Source organism: Bacillus sp. HY001, assembly GCF_007558965.1.
Classification (GTDB): domain Bacteria; phylum Bacillota; class Bacilli; order Bacillales; family Bacillaceae_G; genus Bacillus_A; species Bacillus_A mobilis.
The window spans coordinates 18,763-37,228 of sequence record NZ_VLTE01000003.1 but is presented as its reverse complement, the minus strand read 5'-3'; the positions used below and the strand labels follow the sequence as shown (position 1 = coordinate 37,228).

At 33.5% G+C, this 18,466-nt stretch carries 22 protein-coding genes; 11 read left to right on the top strand and 11 right to left on the bottom strand.

Translation table 11 applies throughout. The features are described from left to right. Positions 1-153: 153 nt before the first annotated feature. The 9 genes from FOT98_RS01455 (at position 154) to FOT98_RS01415 (ending at position 6,860) form a co-directional block, all read left to right on the top strand. Complete coding sequence (locus FOT98_RS01455; RefSeq protein WP_063263468.1) at positions 154-750, top strand: hypothetical protein; 597 nt, start codon at positions 154-156, stop codon at positions 748-750. Positions 751-875: 125 nt separating this feature from the next. Next, entirely contained in the window at positions 876-2,393 is a 1,518-nt protein-coding gene (locus tag FOT98_RS01450) for a spore germination protein (protein WP_063263467.1), read from the top strand. Further along, entirely contained in the window at positions 2,390-3,472 is a 1,083-nt protein-coding gene (locus FOT98_RS01445) for a Ger(x)C family spore germination protein (protein ID WP_063263466.1), read from the top strand. Before FOT98_RS01450 ends, FOT98_RS01445 begins: the two co-directional genes overlap by 4 nt. 16 nt (positions 3,473-3,488) lie before the next feature. Further along, the gene (locus tag FOT98_RS01440) at positions 3,489-4,598 is read left to right on the top strand and encodes a GerAB/ArcD/ProY family transporter (RefSeq protein ID WP_063263465.1); all 1,110 of its coding nucleotides are present in this window, start codon (positions 3,489-3,491) and stop codon (positions 4,596-4,598) included. A 45-nt stretch (positions 4,599-4,643) separates the two neighbouring features. Next, entirely contained in the window at positions 4,644-5,153 is a 510-nt protein-coding gene (locus FOT98_RS01435; RefSeq protein ID WP_000761019.1) for a PCYCGC domain-containing protein, read from the top strand. A gap of 121 nt (positions 5,154-5,274) precedes the next feature. Further along, entirely contained in the window at positions 5,275-5,523 is a 249-nt protein-coding gene (locus FOT98_RS01430; RefSeq protein WP_048526289.1) for a YhdB family protein, read from the top strand. 164 nt (positions 5,524-5,687) lie between these two features. Then, entirely contained in the window at positions 5,688-6,107 is a 420-nt protein-coding gene (locus tag FOT98_RS01425; protein WP_063263464.1) for a disulfide formation protein C, read from the top strand. A gap of 12 nt (positions 6,108-6,119) precedes the next feature. Next, positions 6,120-6,572, top strand: coding sequence for a thioredoxin family protein (locus tag FOT98_RS01420; RefSeq protein WP_042515715.1), 453 nt, complete (start codon positions 6,120-6,122; stop codon positions 6,570-6,572). Between the two features lie 72 nt (positions 6,573-6,644). Then, positions 6,645-6,860 carry a DUF1540 domain-containing protein gene (locus tag FOT98_RS01415; RefSeq protein ID WP_001115486.1) on the top strand — a complete coding sequence of 72 codons (216 nt, stop codon included), beginning with the start codon at positions 6,645-6,647 and terminating at the stop codon, positions 6,858-6,860. A gap of 33 nt (positions 6,861-6,893) precedes the next feature. On the opposite strand, the gene FOT98_RS01410 is transcribed toward FOT98_RS01415, so the two are convergent. The 3 genes from FOT98_RS01410 to FOT98_RS01400 form a co-directional block, all read right to left on the bottom strand. After that, positions 6,894-7,145 (bottom strand): hypothetical protein, encoded by a 252-nt coding sequence (locus FOT98_RS01410; RefSeq protein WP_000834191.1) that lies wholly within the window; start codon positions 7,143-7,145, stop codon positions 6,894-6,896. A gap of 103 nt (positions 7,146-7,248) precedes the next feature. Next, entirely contained in the window at positions 7,249-8,010 is a 762-nt protein-coding gene (locus FOT98_RS01405; protein ID WP_063263463.1) for a L,D-transpeptidase, read from the bottom strand. A 68-nt stretch (positions 8,011-8,078) separates the two neighbouring features. Further along, positions 8,079-8,945: an SDR family oxidoreductase gene (locus tag FOT98_RS01400; RefSeq protein WP_063263462.1), complete on the bottom strand. Its 867-nt coding sequence runs from the start codon at positions 8,943-8,945 to the stop codon at positions 8,079-8,081. 201 nt (positions 8,946-9,146) lie between these two features. Here FOT98_RS01400 and FOT98_RS01395 point away from each other — a divergent pair, with 201 nt between their 5' ends. Further along, positions 9,147-10,448, top strand: a complete 1,302-nt coding sequence (locus tag FOT98_RS01395; protein ID WP_061679163.1) for an NCS2 family permease — start codon at positions 9,147-9,149, stop codon at positions 10,446-10,448. 61 nt (positions 10,449-10,509) lie between these two features. Here FOT98_RS01395 and FOT98_RS01390 read toward each other — a convergent pair whose 3' ends face one another. The 7 genes from FOT98_RS01390 to FOT98_RS01360 all read right to left on the bottom strand — a co-directional run bounded on the left by FOT98_RS01390 (position 10,510) and on the right by FOT98_RS01360 (position 15,952). Continuing rightward, positions 10,510-10,782: a hypothetical protein gene (locus FOT98_RS01390; RefSeq protein WP_063263461.1), complete on the bottom strand. Its 273-nt coding sequence runs from the start codon at positions 10,780-10,782 to the stop codon at positions 10,510-10,512. Positions 10,783-10,884: 102 nt separating this feature from the next. Further along, positions 10,885-11,535, bottom strand: a complete 651-nt coding sequence (locus FOT98_RS01385) for an ABC transporter ATP-binding protein (RefSeq protein WP_063263460.1) — start codon at positions 11,533-11,535, stop codon at positions 10,885-10,887. Then, positions 11,536-12,768 (bottom strand): ABC transporter permease, encoded by a 1,233-nt coding sequence (locus tag FOT98_RS01380; RefSeq protein ID WP_063263459.1) that lies wholly within the window; start codon positions 12,766-12,768, stop codon positions 11,536-11,538. It lies immediately after the preceding gene. Positions 12,769-12,777: 9 nt separating this feature from the next. Next, positions 12,778-13,851 (bottom strand): ABC transporter permease, encoded by a 1,074-nt coding sequence (locus tag FOT98_RS01375; protein ID WP_063263458.1) that lies wholly within the window; start codon positions 13,849-13,851, stop codon positions 12,778-12,780. Positions 13,852-13,938: 87 nt separating this feature from the next. Further along, a complete protein-coding gene (locus FOT98_RS01370) occupies positions 13,939-14,322 on the bottom strand; it encodes a hypothetical protein (RefSeq protein WP_063263457.1) in 384 nt (127 codons plus the stop codon). A gap of 197 nt (positions 14,323-14,519) precedes the next feature. After that, a complete protein-coding gene (locus tag FOT98_RS01365; protein WP_063263456.1) occupies positions 14,520-15,374 on the bottom strand; it encodes a patatin-like phospholipase family protein in 855 nt (284 codons plus the stop codon). A gap of 128 nt (positions 15,375-15,502) precedes the next feature. Continuing rightward, on the bottom strand, positions 15,503-15,952 hold the full coding sequence (locus FOT98_RS01360; protein ID WP_390842595.1) for a MarR family transcriptional regulator: 450 nt from the start codon (positions 15,950-15,952) through the stop codon (positions 15,503-15,505). A gap of 152 nt (positions 15,953-16,104) precedes the next feature. Here FOT98_RS01360 and FOT98_RS01355 point away from each other — a divergent pair, with 152 nt between their 5' ends. Next, complete coding sequence (locus FOT98_RS01355) at positions 16,105-17,286, top strand: MFS transporter (RefSeq protein ID WP_063263454.1); 1,182 nt, start codon at positions 16,105-16,107, stop codon at positions 17,284-17,286. A gap of 22 nt (positions 17,287-17,308) precedes the next feature. On the opposite strand, the gene kdpDN is transcribed toward FOT98_RS01355, so the two are convergent. After that, complete coding sequence (gene kdpDN, locus FOT98_RS01350; RefSeq protein ID WP_080467856.1) at positions 17,309-18,463, bottom strand: KdpD-like non-kinase potassium sensor; 1,155 nt, start codon at positions 18,461-18,463, stop codon at positions 17,309-17,311. Positions 18,464-18,466 lie beyond the last annotated feature (3 nt).

Genomic DNA, 18,466 nt, shown 5'->3' with positions numbered 1-18,466 from the left:
TTTCACTATTAATCAATGTTTTATGTTGGGAAACTTCCAAAACGTCATTTCATACTTGTGAATAAAAAAACTTGATTTGTTCACAAGTATTTCACATTTTATGGAAATGATATGTGTACAGTTTTCCACATTATCCATCTAGGAGGAATTTATATGTACAAAAAAATCGTAGTAAGTATGACCATGGCAGCATTATTATGCGGGATATCTACTTTCCCTGCTTCCGCTGCCACACCAAAAGAAGTAACAGTGCACCATCATAAACCAATTTCAGAAGAAGAAATGCAGTCGCTCGAAAAGCTCGGCTATAACAAACATGAAATTTGGAAAGCTGCTCACATTGCAAGAATGAGTAAAAAAGAAATAAAAGACGTTTTAGCTTACTATAAACAAAATAAATCTTGGGAGAAAACAGCAAAGCATTTCGGTGTAGATCCAAGTAAATTGAAAAAGCATCATATGAATAAAGAAACGAAAAAAGCACTACTGCAAGAATTAGCAAATATGCAAAAATCTACACCAGACGGACTAAAACAAAAAATGAAAGATTATAATATCGGATTACGTCAGCTCACAGTATTAACAATCATCTCTCAAAAAAGTAATACTCCTCTTGATGATGTACTAAAAATGAAAAAAGACGGAATGGATATTAAACAAATTGCAGAAAAATTAAATGTAAAAAAAGAAGATATACGAGCTGAAATGATTAAACTAGTAAAGTCTATTAAGGAAAAGAAAACAAATTAACATGCCAAAAAGGAAGAGTTTTTCAATACTCTTCCTTTTCTTTATGAACTTTCAATTTTCAAGTATAAATTCCCGTCTTTCCCAAAAACTAACACAAGTAAATGATATATGTTAGGGGTGAGAAAATGTTCGGTTTATCATCTAATAAATCCAAAAAGACTAATACAAAAAAAATTTGTTCTATTCCAGAATTTATACAAACCATGAAAGAATCTAGCGATTTTGTCTCTTATAACGTACTTGAAGATGAAACGTTATGCTTGTTTTATTATAAATCTGTCGTGGAATCACTTATTATTAAACAGTTTATTTTAACTCCTATGAAAAAGGAATCAGAACATATTCAAAATATTTCTGACCTATGTAATATTGTCTCCATTGAAGATATTATTACCTCTCCCTCTATTGATGATATTCGTCAGAAATTATTAGGTGGATATATTTTAGTACGCTTAAAAAGCAATTCGAATCCCAATCAATATGCTTTAATTCGTGCCGAAAGTACTGTTTTAGGAACTCGATTATATAACGATACAGAAAATGAGTATAGCGTAATTGGACCTAAAATCGGTTTCGTTGAAAACATTGACACAAATATACATTTATTGCGCCGAAATATTGTAACGGAGCAACTCATTTTCAAAGAAGTTATCGTTGGATCTATGTCAAAGACGAAAGTAGCAGTTGCTTATATCGAAGGGGTTACAAATGAACAATTTATCAATACTGCAATACAACGACTAGAAGACATTGACTTTGATGTCCCATTTGATTCAACTATGATTGAGCAATTTATTAGTGATAATAGCAATTCACCCTTCCCTGTTCTATTACCTACAGAACGATTAGATCGAGCAGTATTTGCATTAATTAACGGGGAAGTTTTAATTTTAACAGATGGCTCTCCCTATGCTTTATCGGGACCGACAACGTTACTAGATTTTTTCATTTCACCAGAGGATTATTATTTACCGTGGATGATTGGGTCGTTCTTTCGTGTTATTCGTTTTTTCGGAGCTATGTTTTCTCTTTTTTCCTCCGCTATTTATACAGCGGCTTTAACATATCATTATCAAATGATCCCCGCTGATTTACTAGGACCTATTATTTTCTCGAGAGCGAACGTACCTTTCCCGCCTATTCTAGAAGCACTCTTTCTAGAGATTACAATCGAATTGCTTCGTGAAGCGGGAGCACGTTTACCGACAAAAGTCGGACAAACAATTGGTATTGTTGGCGGGATTGTAATTGGGCAAGCATCTGTTGAAGCGGCTTTAACAAGTACGATTTTATTAATTGCAGTTGCTTTATCCGCTCTTGCATCTTTCACAACGCCAACTGTAAAAATGTCTTCTACTATTCGGTTGTTACGATTTCCGCTTATTCTTTTAGCTGGTGCATTTGGTGGATTAGGTCTTATTGTCGGTTTTGTATTTATTTTAGCTCATTTAATTAAACTAAAATCACTGGGATCACCTTATTTATTACCTTTATATCCATTTCGTGGTTTAGGTACAGCGGAAGGTTTTCTCCGTTTACCGTTTAGCCAAACTGCACAAAGACCGTCTTTCCTTAGACCAAAATCTAAATGGCGCTATAATCCAAACAAAGCGAAGCAAAAACGTGACGGTGATAATGAATGAAAAAACTCTTATTGTTCTTTATTATAATCTTTTTTGTTCTACAAACTGGCTGTACACAAACGTATGTAGTGGATACACAGCGTATTATTCATGTTGCTGGATTTGATATAAGAAAAAACAAAAACTTCCAAGGAACGATCTTATTTCCAGAGTATACACATGGTGTAAAGTCTAAACCAGAGACTCAATCAACATCTGCTCGTTCACTTGAAACAATCGCTTCACGATTAAATGCGAAATCCCCTCACAATGTTGTTGTAGGTCAAATGCGTGTCGTTCTATTTGGAAAAGATTTAGGAGAACAAGGAATGGGAGAAATTATTACTAACTTACAACGTGATCCAAATATCGGGCGTGACGTACAACTAGCAATTGTAGATGGATCAGCTGAAGAGCTTTTAAATTATGGCAAACAAAATGGATCATTATATATTGCTGATTTACTCGAGCAAAATATAAGAAATGAAAACATTCCACAAACCTCATTAAACGTTTTTTTATATAATTACTACTCTTCGGTATGTGATGCATATGTCCCTTATATTAAAATGGGGGACAATCATTCCGTCGCTGTCAAAGGGCTTGCTTTTTTAAGAGGTGATAAAGTCGTTATGTATACAAATAAAAGACATTCTGTTTTAGCAAAACTACTAATTAACCCTACAAAAAATGGACGTTACGAAGCAGCGATAAAAAAGAATAAACATAAAGGTATAGTGGTCATACAAAACTTAGCTGGGGAAAGTAAGTATGATATTGATCAAACTGGTGACATACCAAAAGTAAAAATCCATTTAAAATTAAATGGATTAATTAAAAATTCTCCTAATTGGATTGATTTAAGAAAGAAATCAAATATCACTTATATAAAAAAACAAATTGAACGAAATGTTGAAAAAGACTGTGAAGGGTTAATCAAGCAATTTCAAGAAAAGGAGATTGACCCTTTAGGAATACGCGATGAAATTAGAAGTCATACAAGAAAATGGAATATAAAACAAATTCGAAATATGTATCCGAATGTAGCTGTGGATATAAACTTAGATATTAACATTGTACAATCTGGAATCGGTGAATAGTGAGGTGAAATAAGCAATGCATACACTAAATAAAACAAAAACTGTCTCTCCATATTTTGCATTTGTTTTATTACATTCTCTTCAAATCGGAATAGGAATTTTAGGGTATCAACGTGTAATTTTAAAAAATGCTGGTTATGATGCTTGGATTTCTCTAATCATAGCAGGCATTGCAACTCATATTGTACTGTTTTGCATGCTAAAAATGTTAGAAAAAGAGGGAGATTTAATTAGCATTCATACAACGAGCTTTGGAAAATGGATTGGTTCTATATTTTCCATAATTTTCACCCTATATTGCTTATTATTTTGCCTTACTGTTCTTCGTACATATATGGAGGTAATACAAGTTTGGATTTTTCCTACCATTAAGTTATGGAAACTAACCTTTATGTTTTTATTAGTGACTTGCTATATTATAAAGGGTGGATTTCGCTCTGTAACCGGAATATGTTTTTGGGGAGTCGTTCTTCCTATTTTCGTTGTATTCTTTTTAATTTATCCACTGAAATATGCACATTTCAGTAATATTTTACCTATTTTTACACATTCACCCTTTGACATGCTTATATCTGCAAAATATTCTGCGTTAGAGTTTCTTGGTTTTGAGACAATCTTAATCTTCTATCCATTTATTGAAAAAGGAAAATCCTTAAAAAAATGGGCTCATGCAGGTATTGCTTTTAGTACATTAATTTATGTAGTTTTAGCCATCGTATCTTTTATGTATTATAGCGAGGGGCAATTAAATCACACGATTTGGCCTACTTTAACGATGTTAAAAATCATTAAAGTCCCTTTTATTCAACGCTTTGAATATATTATTATTTTCGTTTGGTTTTTAATTATTTTGCCAAATCTTTGTTTAACCATTTGGTCATCATGTCAAACGATGAAGCGGTCATTCCATATTCCCTTTAAATTTACATTACCATTTTTTACTTTCATGGTCTTTACAGCTTCCTTATTTTTCACAAACCGTGAAAGTATCAATACATTAAATACGGTGCTATCTCAAGCTGGTTTATATATTGTATACGCCTATATCCCAATTTTATTTCTATTTCATTCACTACGATGGCGTTTCAAAAATCAGTCGAAAAAATCTTCAACCGATACACCATAATCTCTGATACAATTTGATTAATACATTTGTAAAGGGGACAAGCGTATGAAGAAATATGTATTTTCTTTACTTGCAGTACTGAGTTTAATTCTTGCTGGTTGCGGAGCTACTAGTACAAACGAAAAAAAATCATCTGAATCAAAAGAAGAGCATGACCACGCATCGCATACTCAGCAAGCTGACATTCAAGAAAAAACAAAAGGAGTCGACACACTCCCTACCTTCCTAGACAAGCTTGATCCACAAATGAAAGATATCTACACTGTCGCTGGACAAAATGCAGAGTTATTAGATTGGATTCCATGTTACTGCGGTTGCGGTGAAAGTGTAGGACATAAAAATAATAAAAATTGCTTTATTCGTGAAATTAAAAAGAATGGTGAAGTTGTTTGGGATTCCCACGCGACGACTTGTGTCAATTGCCTAGAAATCGCGGTTGAATCTGCTTCCATGAAACAAAAAGGAAAATCAACGCTGGAAATTCGCAACTATATCGACAATAAATACAAAGAGGGTTACGGCAAGCCAACACCTACGCCAATGCCAAAAGCTTAAAAACGAGGAAATACCTCGTTTTTTTCTTTTCATTCACTTTTTTTCTTAACAAATTCTTTCAAGTGTATTTCTCCTTGCTTTTCACACACTATATATAACTCCTCAGTAAGGAGGGTACACAGTGCAAACATATAACGACTATGATAAAGCTCTCTATTACACGTATTGCTGTAATTGGGATAAATTACTCGTTCTTATGGTTCAAACGAACGATCAATTATTTTCTAAGCGTATTGAACATTTTTTACACGCTTATCAATACAGTAAAGAACTGCCAGAAGTTGATAAACAATTGCAGCTCCTATTTCAATATATTGACCATGCATCCCAAAAGTCACATATAGATGAAGTAGAGCAAATTCAAATGTAAAATATAGCGCTATTCTCTTTATGAGAATAGCGCTTTTTAAAATGTTTATATCAATAAAAGTTTCCCCTTATAAAACTTTTATTGATAAACATATTTTTTCTTTCTTTTCTGTACCACTTCATACTATAATTTAGTATGTAACTATTATAAGAGAGGTATAAAATATGGGACGAGAAAAAAAGCAAGAATATGCTTTACTTACCGCATGGGGAGCTTCTTTTATCGCTACACTAGGAAGTCTTTATTTTTCCGAAATCATGAAATTTGAGCCTTGTGTACTTTGTTGGTATCAACGTATTTTTATGTATCCATTCGTTTTATGGCTTGGCATCGCTGTAGCAAAGAAAGATTATCGCATTGCAAGTTATTCTTTACCAATTGCAAGTATTGGTGCTTGTATTTCTTTATATCACTATGCAATTCAAAAAGTCCCAGCATTTTCAGTAGCTGGAGCAGCTTGCGGCCGTGTACCCTGCACCGGAGAATTTATAAACTGGTTTGGTTTTATTACAATCCCGTTTTTAGCACTTATCGGCTTTATTACAATCGCTGTATGTAGTTTTATTGTAATAAAAAACAAATAAGGAGATGAAACAATGAAAAAAATGCTTATATTTGGTGGTATTATTATCGCCTTGTTTGCAGCCATTTTCGCTGTCACACAAATGGAAGAAAAAAATGCTACTAGCCAAAAAATTGATAATGCTACTGATAGTAAAACAAATGGTCCTGACTACTATACAAATAAAATCTCTCTTTCAGATCTTCAAAAAAATTTAAAAGAGAAAAAAGAAGAAACAGTATACTTTTATCAAACATCTTGTGTTCATTGTCAAAAGCTATCTCCTGTCGTAGTACCAATGGCTAAAGACTTGAACGTTGATATGAAAGTTATGGATATTGAAAAAATAGATGCTCCTTGGGATGACTATAAAATTAAAGGAACTCCAACAATCATTCACTTTAAAGATGGCAAAGAAGTAAGCCGTATTAGTGGTGAACAACCGAAAGAAAAATTACAAGAATGGCTTGAGCAAACGAAAAAATAACGAGAAAAGGAAACTCCTTCTACACATGAAATGGGCGTAAAATCCCAAACTAATGTATAAGGAGGGGGTTTTATGCCAGAAGTAAGATGCTCTGTTTCCAATTGCTCATTTTGGGGACAAGGTAACTTTTGTCAAGCAAGTGCGATTATCGTTCAGCCAGATGCGGATGAAACGGGTCAAACTGAAAATGAATCGTATACAAGTGCAGTTTTAACAAACGAGACACTAGAAAGTTCTGTAGCAACAAGTGTAGAAACTTGTTGTCATACATTTAAGCCAAAATATTAAACATAAAAAGCATACGATTACTCGTATGCTTTTTTACATTCCTCTCCAAAAATCATGCATCATAAAAAAGTACAAAATAACGAGAACAACTGTCCCACATAAAGTAATGCGCCGATATATACTCTTCTCTCCTTCTCTTGCTTTCACAAATGCCCAAATAAATCCGAAGAACAATATTAAATCAACATATGGAACATAAAAAGAAAAGACGAGAAATGCATACAAATACACGATAAATAAACAGGTCGTTACTAAGAAAATTTTAAAAGCAAATTCACTTTTCATAATGTAACCGCCCCCTATCTGTACTGTATTATATTCAGCAAAATACAATAGTTGCAGTTAAACTCAAAGTAGAAATAAGCTACCGTCTATAATACGGTAGCCATTACGGAACATTATATTTTCGTTTATATATATTACTTAAAGTCGAAGAAGGAATTTGTTCATAACGGATTTTTTCTCCTGTTGCATCCATAATATACAAATTGTTTCCTATATAATATATTCCATCTTTTCGTTTTGAATATACCTTATATCTTTCATTCGGCAATACCGTTTTCACTTTCGTTAACTGCCCATTTGGTTCTTGCCAATATATATCGGCGCGATCTACTAACGTAAGCATGCCAATTTGTTCTTCTTCTACTTTACGACCATTCCAGCTTACAACACGGTAACCAAGCTTATTTGCTTCATATTCGGGGCTCGTATAAAAACGGGAAATGATTACTTTTGTTTGTAATTGGACTCGGTCATATAACCACTGTATATCCCTGTCATGCATGCGAATACAGCCATTCGATTCGCGGCTCCCAATCGTCCATTCCCGATTTGTTCCATGAATTGCATACTCCTTTTTATCAAGACCTAACCAACGTGTACCGAGAGGATTATTCGGTGCACCCCCAGCTATTTTCTTTCGATGGTATTCTTTATTTTTAAATTTAGTTATAATACAAAAATTACCTTCAGGCGTAGGTGTACGATCTCTTCCGGTTGTTACGGGGAATGTCTTTGTATAATTTCCATTTTCAAAAAAAGATAATTGGTTTGTCGTAAGGTTCACTAATATTAGATGATCTGTATCAGCAAAAGCACTAACCGGTAGGATGAAAAATAATAGTATGACGAAACATAATTTTTTCATCTATATCCCTCCCCTAGCGCTCACTATAATAAGTGGAATTAACTTTACTTTGCTCTTATCAATGAAAACTATCCATTTACAATAACGCCTCCATTTACATGTATCATTTGCCCGGTAACATAGGATGAATCCCCAGACGCTAAGTATACGTATGCTGGCGCTAATTCATATGGTTGACCAGGTCTTTGCATCGGAACATTGCTGCCGAACTGAGAAACTTTCTTCTCATCAAAACTCGATGGGATAAGTGGTGTCCAAATTGGTCCAGGCGCAACACCATTTACACGAATCCCTTTTTGCACTAATGATTGAGAAAGTGATCTTGTAAAAGCTACGATTGCTCCTTTCGTTGCGGAATAATCAATTAATGTTTCATTTCCTTCATATGCAACGATAGATGCCGTATTTATAATGACATCCCCTTGCTTTAAATGAGAAAGTGCTGCTTTCGTAACGTGAAAATAGGAAAAAATATTAATACGAAACGTCTTCTCTAGCTGTTCTGCTGTAATATACTCTAGCCCTTGCTGCGGATATTGCTGCGCAACATTATTTACTACAACATGTAAACTGCCTAGCTGCCGAACGGTCTCTTCTACAATATCTTTACAATGTTGTTCATTACTGAGATCACCTGGTAACAGCACACACTTTACACCTTCTTGTTCTACACGTCGCTTCGTCTCATTTGCATCCCCATCTTCATCTAAATACGCAATCGCAATATTTGCTCCCTCTTTCGCAAATGCGATGGAAACAGCTCTTCCAATCCCACTGTCTCCTCCTGTAATTAATATACTTTTTCCTTTTAACTTTTCACTTCCTTTATAATTTGGATCTTCAAACTGCGGAAGTGGATTCATTAACGATTCAATACCAGGCTGTTTATTTTGATGTTGCGCAGGCATTGTTACAAAGTTTTTTTGCTGTGGCATAGCTTCTTTCAACTCCTTTTCCTTATAATGCGCACAATAAAAACTGAAATTCACACATCGGTTTACGATTAATATTCGAATTTAAGACACAAAATATGAATTGTTATAAACTTTTTATGCAAAACTATTGCAAAATAGTTAAAAAACGAATATTATATATAACTGTTGTGAAAATTATTCGTAAACAGAAAGGATGTTTATATGTTTAACCTTTCAAAACATAAAACTTCTATTAAAACTGAAATTATGGCAGGTATTATTACCTTCTTAACAATGGCATATATCATTGTCGTAAACCCTGTCATCCTTGGGGATGCGGGAGTTCCATTTGAACAAGCATTTACAGCAACAATTATTGCTGCTGTTGTCGGAACATTATTTATGGCGATCTTTACAAACTTACCAATCGCAATTGCACCAGGTATGGGATTAAATGCTTACTTCTCTTACTCTGTTGTAAAAGCTCATGAAGGCATGACTTTCGCAATTGCATTCTCTGCTGTATTCGTAGCAGGTATGATTTTAATTTTGTTATCATTTACATCTTTCCGTACAAAATTAATGGAAGTAATTCCTGAAAACTTAAAACATGCACTGACTGCTGGTATCGGTCTTTTTATTGCCTTTATCGGTTTACGTTTAACAGGTATCGTTACAAAAAATGATGCAAACTTAGTTGGACTTGGTGATCTTCACTCTGCTCCAGTACTACTAGCATTAGCTGGACTTGGAATTACAATTGTTCTTATGTCTTTAAATGTAAATGGCGCACTATTTATCGGAATGCTATTAACTGGTATTATTGCTTACTTCACAGGACAATTAACATTCTCAAACGGCGTTACATCAATGCCTGGATTACCAGAAGGAATCATCGTTTCAAATCCAATTACTGCTGTATCTGATGTAATTAACTACGGATTATACGGCGTTGTATTTTCATTCTTCCTTGTTACATTATTCGATACAACAGGTACATTACTTGGCGTAGCTCAGCAAGGTGGATTTATGAAAGATGGAAAGCTTCCAAAAGCTGGACGAGCTCTTCTATCTGACTCATTCTCAGCAACAATTGGTTCTATGTTCGGAACAACACCATCAACAGCTTACATCGAATCATCTGCTGGTGTTGCAGCTGGTGGTCGTACTGGTTTAACAACTGTTACAGTAGCTGTTCTATTCGCACTAGCAGCATTCTTCGGACCATTAGTAAGTGCCGTTTCTGGTGTATCAGCTATTACCGCACCATCATTAATTATCGTTGGTAGTCTTATGATGGGTTCAGTTCGCCACATCGATTGGGACGCATTTGATGAAGCATTCCCAGCATTCTTAGTAATCTTAAGCATGCCACTTACATCAAGTATCTCAACGGGTATCGCACTTGGATTTATTTCATACCCACTTATGAAAATGGCAAAAGGACAATTCCGTGCTGTTCACCCGCTTGTGTATTTATTCGGAATCTTGTTCGCCTATCAATTAGTTTTCTTACCACATTAAAATCCCTCATAAAGAGGGATTTTTTTATACATAAAAAAATAGAGCATCGAATTTCGATGCTCTATTTTCCTTTTGCAACAATCACACGAACTACTTTCAATGTAAGAAGTAAAAGACCGTTCACTATCGCTGCAATCCCTAAAGAGACTGCTATCATCAGCTCTCCCATTCCGTTATTCAATACAAACATAACAGAAGAAATGACCGCCAAAATAAACAATATTAACGTTGGTATATATTTAATAACAGGCTTCTTATATGATTTTTTTGAAAGAAGAAACGTAATTACTACTGTCATAATGATCACAAAATATACTGCAAATAAGAAAATCATACGAAAGCCTCCACTATTCTTAAACTATGAAAAAGATAAAAGAAGTTAAAAATTATTAATATTTTTCATTCACCTGTACCTCTTCACATACTTTTATCCATATTATACCACACATCCATCAAGCAAACGTATTGTCCTCTGGCAGTATGCAGCTACCTTTTGATCGTGTGTTACAACTAGCACCGTTTTTCCTTGTTTATGAATCTCTTTTAAGATGCTCATAATTTTCTTTCCGTTTTCTTGATCAAGAGCGCCGGTTGGTTCATCAGCGAGGATAATTTTTGTATCCTGTGCTAAGGCCCTTGCTATTGCTGTTCTTTGCTGTTCTCCACCTGATAACTCGTAAGGATATTTGTTAATATGCCTCTCAAGCCCTACCATTTCCAGCATTTCTTTTGATATTTGTATACGTTTCTTATGAGAAATTTTTCTATATATAAGCGGCAGCATTACATTTTCAACAACTGTATAATCATCGAGTAGCGAAAAGTTCTGAAACACAAATCCAACTTCCGTATTTCTATACTTATGATAATTTGCCTTTAATGTACTCGTATCCATTCCATCTAAAAAATACTTTCCAGCAGAGGGGCTATCGATTAAGCCAATAATGTTAAGGAGAGTAGATTTCCCAGAACCAGAGGGTCCCATAATAGCTATCATTTCGCCTTTTTCTATTGTAAGATTAATATCCTTTAAAGCACTAAAATCATTCTTTCCAAAACCCTTAGCCACATTTGCGAGTTGAATCATCTATAACACCTCTTTCATATATGTATTTTTTATTTTTAGTACATTGAAATAAATGATTGCATATATAACGAGGGTCATTACAATTGATAGAGCACCTATAACAATCAATGATTCTATAGAGACTTTTAACGTTCCAAAGAAAGATACCACACTATTTTCTAGCCCTTTCTGAATTTCAATTACTCCGCTATTCTCCCATTGGAAATACATAATTCCTATACATATAGATAAAATGAATAACAACATATACTCAATAACAAACGGAAGACATAGTTGAAAAGTACTTGCTCCTAATGCTGATTTAATAGAAATATTTTTACGTTCCATATAAAGCGTTGCCATTGATGTTAATAAAATAGATAGAAATGAAAAAGATAAGACTGTACCGCTTAATAATAAGGGATATGACATATTATCAATGCCCTGCTTTTCATTTTCTAACAATTTATCCGGATTTGTAACATAATACGAATACCCCTTACCTTCTGTTACCTTTAATACTTTCTTTTGAAATTCATTTATATTTATCTTCTCATTTGTTTCTATAATTAACCCATTGTATAAAAGTTCTACACTATAGAACTCTATTTCTTCTGTTCCAATTGGTAAAATCGCCATGTCATCTAATAATGTAATACGATTATCCGATATTTCACCGCTTCGAGGATATGTAAATGCTGAATTTTTTTCTAAAAAGCCAATTACTTTTAGTTTCATTTTTCCAGATGGTATGATATCACCAATAGATGCCTTTCCTTTATAATTAGCCCCTAATATAACAGGTCTACTATCAAATACTGATTTATGAAATTCCGATTCCTCAAAGTATCTTCCTTTTGAAATTCGTATATGAAAGTATTTATTAATATCTTTATCAACAATAAGAGTCTTTATCGTTCCATTTTCTTTTTTAAAATTAAATGAATAGTTACGGAACAAATAATTTGTTTTATTTGTTATTGGTATCGTATTAGATAACCCTTGAATGAAATGTTGATAATCATTTTTCGCTTTTTCTTCGCTAAATAACGTTATATCTTGCGTCGCATAAAGTTCATAGAAATTTTTATGAGTTGATAAATTATTTGCTGCCGTCATCATTTTTCGATATCCCGAAAGATTACTAACAAATTCTATTGCTGAAGAAAATGCAATAATTAAAGAAATTACTATAATCAAACTTGGTAACAACCGTTTTTTCACAGACCGTATAGAATCAAATATAAAAAACATAACGACCTCCTACGTTCTTAAATGTTTTCCAGGATATATATTTATAATGTGCTTAATTGGAATTACAGTAACAAACATTGTAAGAAAAATCATAAAAACAACATTATATATGAATACATACGGTGTTAACGGTTTTAGTAAGTATGTTTGAAAATACGTATGAATGGTTCCAGAAAATATTTCTAACGTAAGAAAAACCAATAACATCGCTACTAGAGCAATAAACAAAATTTGAATATATAGTTCGTAGTAGATAGATATATTAGAAGCACCTAATGCTTTCTTTAATGAAATCTCTCTCTCTTTTTTGTAGATCCAAAATAACACTGCGGAAATGCCCGAAACGATTGCAACAAGAAGGAATTTATAATAATACTTATTTGCTGGATTTATATGTGTTACATGTAGTTCCTGAAGATCTCGTTCATTCAATATTTGAACATCTCCCGAAAGCACTTCCTTACTCCTACCCATAAATTTTTTTATTTCGGTATGAATAGATGATGTAGGATTAACAACTGTTAATTGTAATTGTTTACTCGCGATAATACCTTTTTTAGATATAGCAGGTAAGTTTTGAAGTGGAACGTATATGCCTGCTACACCGACGTCACTGTCTTTTCTCGATATAGTTCCTATTTTTTTATATGTATCATCAAATTCATATAACTCCTCTACATTCGTTTGATCGCCAACAACCATATCATTTACATTTTTACGATGAAAATATTGTCCTTCAGAAATATATGGCTTCCAATAGTAATCATCTTTTAAGTTCACAGCTATGATTTTTGTTGCCCCTGAACTATTTAATGCTTTTAAATGCTCTACGTAAATATCACTTTTAACAAAAGTATCTTGTATGAAAAGAATTATCGCTTCCAATTCAGTTGCATTCGCTACCGGAACAGTTAAAATTTGATTATTCTCTGGAAAACCGATTTGAAAAGCAGATATAAAATTCCGTTTAGACTCTGTTAAAAGTGCGGCTACTGATATAGAAAGAAAAGAAATAAAAAATGCCATAAGAAGAATGACTGAAAACAGTTTGTTGTTTTTTATATTTTTAAAAGCTAAATACATCTCTCTGCTCCTTTTAGATAAGAAGGAGATGATGAACATCCCCTTCTCCTTATCCAAATATTTATAAAGACAACTGTTTAATGCTTTTTACCACTGTAATCGTAAATTACCATTACTATCAAAAGTACCTTTGTGTGTATCTTCTTGATAGTCATTATTCTCATTAGCATAATGCTCAGAGTATAGTCCTTTTGCACCAAAGGCATTATATGCACCATTACTCACAGTAGCGTTTAATGCTCTTCCAGATTCATGGGATCCTAATTTATCCGAAGCGCTTTCAATATATGAATTATTTCCATTTGAATTAATAAAAGAAATTGCTACCGAACAACGAGATGCATTTTGATTCGTAGTTGTTTGAGCTCTGTAAGATAGTAGGTGACCGCTTAGAGTTGGATAGAATGCACTTGTTGAGATTGATGTTGCTAATAATACTAAAGTCGTAATCGAAAAAACTTTTCCTTTCATTAACAATCACCTCATAAATTAAATAGTTTAGTAGCGCTACATCATCATAATATCCTTCAAATAAATTCTCCTCAATAAGAACCCCCGATGTTTTACAAACTCTTTAAACATTTAAACATTAATACATTTTTAAAAAGTAACGTATAAGTAGCAATACAAAAAAGGCTGCGGAGAAATTCTTCTCCACAGCCTCATACTTATTTTTGTAAAAACGACTGTAAATCTGCAAACTGTCTCTTTGCATCTTCATAGCCTTGCTCATATAGATTTTGTAGTTTTGCTGTATCTTTTTCCATACGATCTACTTGAAGTTGTACTTCTGGACGGATAACAAATAAGTTCCCAGCTTGCTCTTCTTTTTCAATGTAGTGAAGTGTTTCATTATATACTTCATAACGATTCAACATCGTATTAACAAGGTTAGGATATTTTTTATAAGCTTTCGCTGCCACCCATCCAAACTTTGATTTTTTCTTAGCATAACCATGATTTCTCGTTAAAATAACGACTGATTTCTTAAACCCATCTTCCTGTGCTTTACGAACTGGAATTGGATCAGAAATTCCTCCATCTAATAACTGCTTACCACGGTAATTTACTACAGGTGCAATGAAAGGTAATGAACTAGATGCTTGTAATAAATTTAGCGCATCATCATTTGTTCCCTCTTTTTCAAAATAAACAGACTGTCCTGTTTCACAATCTGTTGTTCCTACAAGAAAACGCTCTGGACTATTAAAGTATGTTTCGAAATCAAACGGCACATGCTTTTCTGGAATTTCATGAAAAATGAACTCCATATCAAACAACTGGCGTTTTCTCCATAAGTTTTTATACGATAAATATTGTGGATGTGATGCATAATCAATATTTACTGTTTTATTTCTATTTCTTTGTCTGGAAAGATACGACGCTGCATGACAAGCACCAGCTGATACACCGATTACATATGGAAAATATAAATCTTGTTCCATAAAATATTCCAATATCCCGCCTGTATATACACCACGCATACCGCCGCCTTCTAATACTAATCCCGTATTTTCAAGCATGTTATTCTCTCCTCTTTATATATTGACTCTTTAATTATTCACTATGTTAAGTATCTGTTTCTATTATATATGAGTTCTTTTAGAAATTATATTCAAAAGGCTTGAAATAAAGGAGTTTTTTCTTCCAATTATATTTCCAAATGTTCGGAGACATCCTTTATAAACCTTTGAATAAAATCTTGCTCCTCTTTCGTATATCTATCTAACAATAACAGCCACTTTTCTTCAGCTTGTTTATGCAATTTTTCATGAGCTTTATATATTTCATTTCCACTTTCCGTTAAGCGAAAGAAAATTTCTTTTTGATTATCTAACATTTGCATCTTCTCAACGAATTTCTTTTGAAACAACTTTGTACAAATTTTAGAGATTGCCCCCTTCGTCATTCCCATTTCTTTTGTAATAGCAGTCACATTCATCAGAGTATTTTTTCCAATACACTCGATAACATGTAATTCAGATAAAGACATACCACTTATACCTGTTTCACGAAGAAACTTCTCATTTTGCCCTTTCGAATGTTCTTCTTTTTTATGCAAAAGTGTACGAATGTCCGAAAGTATTTCCACTTGTTTCATTGTACGTTCCAATCCGTTCGCCTCCTAGGTTTCCAAAGAAACAATTTAACTATATACCATTTTAAAATCATTTTTTCATATTTACAAGTGAGAAAATCATGTTAAAATAAATTTAGTTTCCAAGGAAACTAAAGAACAAGGAGGTTAACATGATGAAAAAATCCAAACTACATTTCATTTTATATGTTGTCTGTATAAGTGCCTTACTCGGTTCCTTCGCTCAAAATATTTACACACCTATCTTGCCTATGATTCAAGCTTCTTTTCACACTTCTCTTTATCTAGTAAATTTAACAGTTTCACTATTCACATTCGTTCTTGCCATTATGCAGCTCATATACGGACCTTTAATTGATACAAAGGGGAGAAAATATGTCCTTATCCCTAGTTTAATCATTAGTACAATTGGTTCAATCGGATGTGCTTTTTCGGCGAACGTTTATTTATTTCTATTTTTCAGAGCTGTTCAAGCTATAGGAATAGCAGCTATCCCTGTAGTTGCAGCAACGATTATTGGTGATTTATTTGAAGGAAAAGAACGCGGAGAAGCAATGAGCCTGTATCAAATGTTACTTGCTCTCGCACCTGCAATTGGTCCTCTTATAGGTGGTTATCTCGGCAGTATAAATGGCCATTTATACGTATTTTTATTTTTATCTACACTTGGCATTCTCTTATTAATTATAAATATTTCACTACTTCCAGAAACAAAACCAACTGTAATTAAGCAACCGCAAGCAAAAAAGAGTTATTGGTTTATCTTAAAAAATAAAACTGGATTTTCTATTACTCTTATTGGCTATATTCAACTTTGTATTTACTTTTGTTTCCTCGTTTTTTTACCGAACATTTTAACAAATTTATTTCACTTAACTGCAAGTGAAATTGGTCTTATGTTTGTACCGATGTCCCTTTCTATTATGTTAGGAAGTTATTGCTTCAAGCTTTTGCAAAAGCGTCTCACAACAAAGCAAGCTTTATTCATTACTAGTTTCTTCAATATTATATGTGTCACTTTATTCTCTTTCACATATAGCATCAATATCCCATTCATCATTATCGTTACATCTTTGTACGGTTTTAGTATGGGGATTTCTATGCCAACTCACACTACTTTATTAACGGAAGAATTTGTACAAGAACGCGCAACTGCTATCGGTATGTACAACTTTATTCGCTATCTCGGTATGGGCACAGGGCCACTTGTAGGTGGATTTCTTGTATTTAATCAAAATTACTTTTGGATTTTCTTCCTAGGTGCAATTACATTTCTATTTATCATTTTATGCACAATGAAAATGATACGTTTTCAGGTTGTACAAAAAGCAAAATAGAGACCTATAGATGGTCTCTATTTTAAACTCTTTGATCCGCAACGATATGAATATCAATATACTTCGTTTGCCTCATAATTTCATTTACAATTGAACCTTTTCGAATTTCTTCCCATCTTGTTCTTGCCGATTGCCCGAGTAAAATTTGCGTTACTTGTAGTTTTTTCGCGACTTCAATAATAACATCAGCCGGCTTTCTTCCATTTGCCTCTTCTAAAACAAAACTCGCATCAAATTGATTCGTTAGCGACTTCCACTCTTCAATTGTTTGCTTTTTCCCTGCTGAAAGAGAATCTATCTTTTCCCTTTCTACATTTAATACATACAATTCAGCGTTTAACCGATCTGCCATACGCCAACCTCTCCGTATTAACTTCTCCGCTGTTGAACTATATTGTACACAAACGAGAATTTTTTCTTTCACGCCAATCGGTTCTATAACGGTTTGGCTAATTTTCTCGTCCATATCGTCAGCAACTTCCCGAAGCGATAATTCTCTTAGTGCCCCTAAATTATTAAGCGTGAAGAAATTTTGTAAGCTTTGCTCTATTTTTTCTTCTTTATATATTTTCCCGTCTATTAATCTCTTCCTTAATACTTCTGGAGTTGCATCGACAAGCTGAATTTCATTTGCTTTTTGTAAAATAAAATCTGGAATACGTTCTCTTACTTTGACATTCGTAATTTGAGCTACAATATCATGAACGCTTTCTAAATGTTGAATATTAAAAGCTGATAAAACGGATATACCGGCATCTAACAATTCCTGTACATCCATATAACGTTTCTTATTTTTAGATCCAGGAATATTGCTATGCGCAAGTTCATCCACTACAACGACCTGTGGTGCACGTTTTATAATTCCTTCCACATCAAGTTCATAAAATACTTTCCCTTTATAATCTATTTCTTTTAAAGGAATTTTTTCTAAATCAGCAATTGCTTCTTCTGTCTCTTTTCTTCCGTGCGTTTCAATTAAACCAATTACAATATCCGTACCGTCTTTTTTCATCTCTCTTGCATCAAAGAGCATTTTATAACTTTTCCCTACTCCTGGAGCCGCTCCTACATATAGCTTTAACTTCCCGCGATTTTGCTGACGAATATATTCTAAATACTCTTCTGGTGTTCGCCTTTGAAAAGTTGGTTTATAGTCATCCGCATACAAAACACTCACAAC

Bases quoted from the DNA above. Each gene is read 5' to 3' on its own strand.
- FOT98_RS01455 (WP_063263468.1), top strand. From the start codon at position 154: ATGTACAAAAAAATCGTAGTAAGTATGACCATGGCAGCATTATTATGC.
- FOT98_RS01450 (WP_063263467.1), top strand. From the start codon at position 876: ATGTTCGGTTTATCATCTAATAAATCCAAAAAGACTAATACAAAAAAA.
- FOT98_RS01445 (WP_063263466.1), top strand. From the start codon at position 2,390: ATGAAAAAACTCTTATTGTTCTTTATTATAATCTTTTTTGTTCTACAA.
- FOT98_RS01440 (WP_063263465.1), top strand. From the start codon at position 3,489: ATGCATACACTAAATAAAACAAAAACTGTCTCTCCATATTTTGCATTT.
- FOT98_RS01435 (WP_000761019.1), top strand. From the start codon at position 4,644: ATGAAGAAATATGTATTTTCTTTACTTGCAGTACTGAGTTTAATTCTT.
- FOT98_RS01425 (WP_063263464.1), top strand. From the start codon at position 5,688: ATGGGACGAGAAAAAAAGCAAGAATATGCTTTACTTACCGCATGGGGA.
- FOT98_RS01420 (WP_042515715.1), top strand. From the start codon at position 6,120: ATGAAAAAAATGCTTATATTTGGTGGTATTATTATCGCCTTGTTTGCA.
- FOT98_RS01415 (WP_001115486.1), top strand. From the start codon at position 6,645: ATGCCAGAAGTAAGATGCTCTGTTTCCAATTGCTCATTTTGGGGACAA.
- FOT98_RS01410 (WP_000834191.1), bottom strand. From the start codon at position 7,145: ATGAAAAGTGAATTTGCTTTTAAAATTTTCTTAGTAACGACCTGTTTA.
- FOT98_RS01405 (WP_063263463.1), bottom strand. From the start codon at position 8,010: ATGAAAAAATTATGTTTCGTCATACTATTATTTTTCATCCTACCGGTT.
- FOT98_RS01400 (WP_063263462.1), bottom strand. From the start codon at position 8,945: ATGCCACAGCAAAAAAACTTTGTAACAATGCCTGCGCAACATCAAAAT.
- FOT98_RS01395 (WP_061679163.1), top strand. From the start codon at position 9,147: ATGTTTAACCTTTCAAAACATAAAACTTCTATTAAAACTGAAATTATG.
- FOT98_RS01390 (WP_063263461.1), bottom strand. From the start codon at position 10,782: ATGATTTTCTTATTTGCAGTATATTTTGTGATCATTATGACAGTAGTA.
- FOT98_RS01385 (WP_063263460.1), bottom strand. From the start codon at position 11,535: ATGATTCAACTCGCAAATGTGGCTAAGGGTTTTGGAAAGAATGATTTT.
- FOT98_RS01380 (WP_063263459.1), bottom strand. From the start codon at position 12,768: ATGTTTTTTATATTTGATTCTATACGGTCTGTGAAAAAACGGTTGTTA.
- FOT98_RS01375 (WP_063263458.1), bottom strand. From the start codon at position 13,851: ATGTATTTAGCTTTTAAAAATATAAAAAACAACAAACTGTTTTCAGTC.
- FOT98_RS01370 (WP_063263457.1), bottom strand. From the start codon at position 14,322: ATGAAAGGAAAAGTTTTTTCGATTACGACTTTAGTATTATTAGCAACA.
- FOT98_RS01365 (WP_063263456.1), bottom strand. From the start codon at position 15,374: ATGCTTGAAAATACGGGATTAGTATTAGAAGGCGGCGGTATGCGTGGT.
- FOT98_RS01360 (WP_390842595.1), bottom strand. From the start codon at position 15,952: ATGAAACAAGTGGAAATACTTTCGGACATTCGTACACTTTTGCATAAA.
- FOT98_RS01355 (WP_063263454.1), top strand. From the start codon at position 16,105: ATGAAAAAATCCAAACTACATTTCATTTTATATGTTGTCTGTATAAGT.